The sequence below is a fragment of the Thioclava sp. UBA3469 genome (assembly GCF_002378135.1).
GTDB classification, from domain to species: Bacteria; Pseudomonadota; Alphaproteobacteria; order Rhodobacterales; family Rhodobacteraceae; genus Thioclava; species Thioclava sediminum.
This window is the reverse complement of record NZ_DFRG01000261.1, coordinates 1-5,057: the sequence shown is the minus strand read 5'-3', so window position 1 is coordinate 5,057 and position 5,057 is coordinate 1. Positions and strand designations below refer to the sequence as shown.

Below are 5,057 nucleotides of genomic sequence, written 5' to 3'. Positions count from 1 at the left end.
CCGCCGCCGCCGCGCCGATCCCGGCCCCGGTGAAGCCGGACTCCGACAGTGGCGTGTCGCGGATGCGATCCTCGCCGAATTCGTCCATCAACCCTTTGGAGACCGCGTAGCACCCGCCGTAAGCGCCCACATCCTCGCCCATCAGGAAGACGCGCTCGTCGCGGGTCATCGCGTCGCGGATGGCCTGCTTGACCGCCTCGCGATAGGTCATCTCGACGGTCTCGGCGCTGGGTTCGGGCGGTGCGGGCGGCGTGGGGCGGTCCTCTGCCATGACATGGCGGGTGAGCGTCTCGAGCGGCTCCCACTCGCTCGCCTCGGCATAGGCGACGGCAGCGGCGATCTCATCCTCGACGTCCGCCTCGATCTGCGCGACCGCCTCGGGATGCATCAGCCCGCTCTTGTAAAGCCAGGTCTGGAACCGTACGATCGGCCCCTTCTCGCGCCACGCGGCCACCTCGTCCTTGTCGCGATAGAGCTGGGCGTCGAACATCGAATGCGCCCGGAAGCGATAGGTCAGACATTCGAGAAAATAGGGTTTGCCGGTCTCGCGGATCGCGGCGAGCGCGCGGCGGGTGGCCGCCTCGACCGCGACCACATCCATCCCGTCGACCTGTTCCGTCACCGTGCCATAGGCCGCCGCCTTGCGCCTTATGTCGGTCTCGGCCTCTGTCCGCGCCAGGGCCGAGCCCATCGCGTAGCCGTTATTCTCGCACACGAACAGCACCGGCAGCGACCAGAGCTGCGCGAGGTTCATCGACTCGTGGAACTCGCCCTCGGCCACCGCGCCTTCGCCGAAGAAGCAAGCGGTCACGTTTGGCGCACCCATCATCCGGTCGCGCAGCGCGAGGCCCACGGCCAGCGGCAGCCCTCCCCCCACGATCGCATTGCCGCCATAGAAATTGCGCTCGGCGTCGAAGATATGCATCGAGCCGCCCCGCCCGCCCGAGGCGCCGGTGGCTTTGCCATACATCTCGGCCATCACGCGCTCCATCGGCACGCCGCGCACCAGCGCATGGCCGTGTTCGCGATAGGTCGCCACGACGCGATCCTCGGGGCCAAGGCGCGGGATCACGCCCGAGGCCACCGCCTCCTCGCCATCGTAGAGATGCAGGAAGCCGCGGATTTTCTCCTGCGTGTAGAGCTCGGCGCATTTATCCTCGAAGTGGCGCACACGGATCATCGCCGTGAGCAATTCGCGGATGTGGTCATGGGTCAGATGCGGTTTGTCGGCAGTCATGTCTCGTCACTCTCCAGCGTCGAAATATCGCCTTCCGGCAGGCCCAGTTCGCGCGCTTTCAGCAGACGGCGCATGATCTTGCCCGAACGGGTCTTCGGCAGGGTTTTGCGGAACACCACCTCGCGCGGGGCGACCGCCGCGCCGAGCTTTTTGCGCGCGAGGCCCCGGATGTCGCGTTCGAGGTCTTCCGATGGCTCGAAGCCCGGATTGAGCGCGACATAGGCCTTCACGACCTCGCCCGCGGTCTCGTCCGGCAGGCCGATCACGGCAGCCTCGGCCACCGCCGGGTGCTCGATCAACGCGCTTTCGACCTCGAAGGGACCGATCAGGTGACCGGAAGATTTGATGAGATCGTCAGCGCGTCCGACGAACCAGAAATAGCCCTCCGCATCGCGCATCGCGAGATCGCCCGAGAGATACCAGCCATCCACGAAACACTTCTTGTAGCGCGCCTCTTCGTGCAAGTAAGCGCGCATCATCGAGGGCCAGCCCGGGCGCAGCGCCAATTCGCCGATCTCGCCGGGTTTGCACTCGCGTAGCCCATCATCGACACGCTCCACGATCCCCGCCTCGATCCCCGGCAGCGGCTTGCCCATCGAGCCGGGATGCACATCCATCGCGCGGGTATTGGCGATCATGATGCCGCCGGTCTCGGTCTGCCACCAGTTGTCGTGGAAGGGTTTGCCGAAGACCTCGTTGCCCCAAACCACGGCCTCGGGATTGAGCGGCTCGCCCACCGAAGCCATGAACCGCAGCGTCGAGAAATCGTAAGGCGCGGCTGCCTCCTTGCCTGCGCGCATCATCATGCGGATCGCGGTGGGCGCGGTGTACCAGACCTCGATCTGCTCGCGCTCGAGAATGCCATACCAGCGGTCGAGATCGAAATCGGCCTCGTCGATGACCATCCGCACCCGGGTCACAAGCGGCGAGATGATCCCGAAGGAGGTGCCCGTCACCCAGCCCGGATCGGCGGTGCACCAGTAGCGCGTGCCCGGCGTCAGCTCGAGCGCGTAGCGCCCTGCGGCGGCGTGCATCACGACTGCATTATGCACATGCACCGCACCTTTCGGGCGGCCCGTGGTGCCGGAGGTGAAATGGATCAGCGCGGGGTCTTCGGGGGCCGTGCGGACCGTCTCGAACTCCTCCGAGGCCGCCGCCATCGCCGGGCCGAGTGCGACGCAATCGTCGGGTGCATCGTCGCCGATGATAAGCACCAGTTTAAGGGAGGGGATTTCGTTGCGCCACGCAGCGATCTTGCGGCGATAGATCGAGGCGGTCGTGATCAGCGCATTGGCCTCGCCGATCTCGAGCCGGGTGCGCAAGGGTTCAGGCCCGAAGGCGGAAAAGAGCGGCGAGAAGATCATCCCGGCTTTCAGCGTGCCCAGCGCGGCAACATAGAGATCGGGTACCCGCCCCGCGAGACCGAAGAGCCGGTCGCCCGGTTTCAGCCCATGGCTTGTCAGCACATTGGCGAAGCGCGCGGTCCGGGCGGCGAGATCGCCATAGCTCAGGCTTTCTCGCGCGCCGTCCTTGCCCAGCCACAGAATGGCCTCGTCACCGCCGTGCCCCGAGGCGACATGCCGATCCACCGCCTCGTAGGCGATGTTCAACCCGCCGTCGGGAAAGCCGTCGAGCATCGCCCGCGCGGTGTCCCATGTGAACGCCTCGCGGACCTCATCGGTCAGCGTAGCGGCTGCCCGTTCGGCATCCGACTTCTGGATAATCGCCCAAGTCATCACGCCTCCTCCCAAGGTGATGCCAGTCGATGGGCCGCCCCCTGTCACGAACGGCCATGATCTTCCCTAGGCGTAGACAGGAGGCAGTTTCATTGATGTGGCTCAACGCGGGAGCGGAAATTATCTGCGGGTTGCGCGCGATACGACCAGATGCCCCAGCAGCGGCGGCAGCAGGCTCATCGCCCCGGCGAGCGTCAGCCCCGCGATTCCGGGCGACGGCAGCTGCAGCACATCGGAGAGCCCCGGCAGCCACAGCGCCCCGGCGATCAGCACGAGACACAGGACAAGCGCCCCCCAGACATAGGGGTTGCGCGTCACATCGTTGCGCAGGGCGTGGGTGTCGGCCTCGCGCATGTTGAACACGTTCCACAACTGGCCCAGCGCGAGTGTGACGAAGGCCACGGTGACGGCGGCGGCGGGCGCAAGCTGCAAACCATAGAGCGCGCCCCCGAAAGCCAGCATCGTCGCCAGCGTCACGATGACCCCGAGCGCAATGATGCGCCCCCATTCCCTGCGTGCGAGGATCGGCTCGGCGCGGTCACGGGGCGGGCGGCGCATCTCATGGCCGTCCCCATGCCCCAAACCGAGCGCCAGCGCGGGGAAGACATCGGTGACGAGATTGAGAAACAGGATCTGCAGCGGCAGGAGCGGTGAAGGAAGCCCCACTCCCACGGCGATCCCGACCACAAGGATCTCCGAGAGATTGCACGACATCAGGTAGACGATGAATTTGCGGATATTACCGAAGATCACCCTGCCCTGTCGCACCGCCTCGACGATGGTCGCGAAATCGTCGTCCTTGAGCACCATATGCGCGGCCTCGCGGGCGACCTGGGTGCCGCGCTGGCCCATCGCGATGCCGATATCGGCTTTCTTCAGCGCCGGCGCGTCATTCACCCCGTCGCCCGTCATCGCGACAGTCTCCCCCTCGCGCTGATAGAAGCTGACGAGGTCCAGCTTCGTCGCCGGAGCCACGCGGGCGAAGACGCTGGCCTTGCGCAGGCGGTCGAGCGTTTCCTCCGGGGCGTTTTCCAGATCGAGCCCGGTGAGGTCTCGCCCCTCGATCGCCACCGCGCCGTTTCCGCTGATCCCGGCATCCTTCGCGATGCGCGCGGCGGTCTCGGCATGATCGCCCGTCAGCATGATCACCCGGACCCCGGCGCTCTGGCAGGCCGCGATCGCGGGGGGCACATCCTTGCGCAACGGATCGGCGAGGCAGGCAATCGCGACAAGCGTCAGCCCCTCATAGGGCGCGTCCTCCGTCCCGTCCGTCCGCTTCATCGCGAGGCCGATCCCACGCAGCCCCTCGCTCGCGGCGTCCGCGTTCCGCGCGATCCAGTCCGCCTTGGCTTCGGCGCTCAGAGGGCGCGGGCCTTCCGCCCCCAGAACCTCGGAGCAAGAGGCGATCACCGCCTCGGGCGCGCCCTTCACTGCATAGAGCGCGCCCCCGTCCGGCAACGCATGGACGGTCGCCATCATCAGGCTATCGCTCTCGAAAGCATGTTGGAGCAGGCGTGGCTCCGCTTCGTCCTCGGTCACCCCCGCCTGTCGTGCCGCACTCAGCAAGGCCAGCTCGGTCGGGTCGCCGATCCGGCCCTCATCGCCGTCGCCCAGCTCGGCATTGTTGCACAACATGCCGATCTTCAACGCCGCTCGCAGACGGTCCTCCGCGAGACCGGTCTCCGGCCCATCCAGATCCACGCTCCCCCCGTCGAGCAAGACCTGCACCACGCTCATCCGGTTCTCGGTCAGTGTCCCGGTCTTGTCCGTCAGGATCAGCGTCGTCGCCCCGAGCGTCTCGACCGAGGACAGGCGGCTGATCAGGGCATTGCGCTGCACCATGCGCCACATCCCGCGCGCAAGCGACAAGGTGGCCACAACAGGGATGCCTTCGGGGATCGCGGCCACGGCAAGGGCGACCCCGGTCTGGATCATACTGGTGAGCGGGTGGCCCTGCGCCAGCCCCGTGATGATGATCGCGACTGCAAGAACGATCGTCAGCCAGACCAGTCGCTGCCCGAGCCGCGTCAACTGGTGTTCGAGCGGTGTGGGTTCCGTGCTGGCCGCCATCGCAAGCTGGCTGA

Annotated in this window: 3 protein-coding genes; all 3 read right to left on the bottom strand. The window is 66.7% G+C overall.

Features of this window, described 5'->3' with window-relative positions:
• Window positions 1-1,237 (bottom strand): pyruvate dehydrogenase (acetyl-transferring) E1 component subunit alpha (gene pdhA, locus B3D39_RS19160; RefSeq protein WP_286789968.1); only part of this gene is annotated, 1,237 nt, incomplete at its 3' end.
• The gene (gene acsA, locus B3D39_RS19155; RefSeq protein WP_274962132.1) at window positions 1,234-2,973 is read right to left on the bottom strand and encodes an acetate--CoA ligase; all 1,740 of its coding nucleotides are present in this window, start codon (window positions 2,971-2,973) and stop codon (window positions 1,234-1,236) included. The genes pdhA and acsA, both read right to left, overlap by 4 nt.
• A 120-nt stretch (window positions 2,974-3,093) precedes the next feature.
• The coding region (locus tag B3D39_RS19150) for a cation-translocating P-type ATPase (RefSeq protein WP_286789967.1) at window positions 3,094-5,057 on the bottom strand (1,964 nt) is incomplete at its 5' end.

Bases quoted from the DNA above. Each gene is read 5' to 3' on its own strand.
- acsA (WP_274962132.1), bottom strand. From the start codon at position 2,973: ATGACTTGGGCGATTATCCAGAAGTCGGATGCCGAACGGGCAGCCGCT.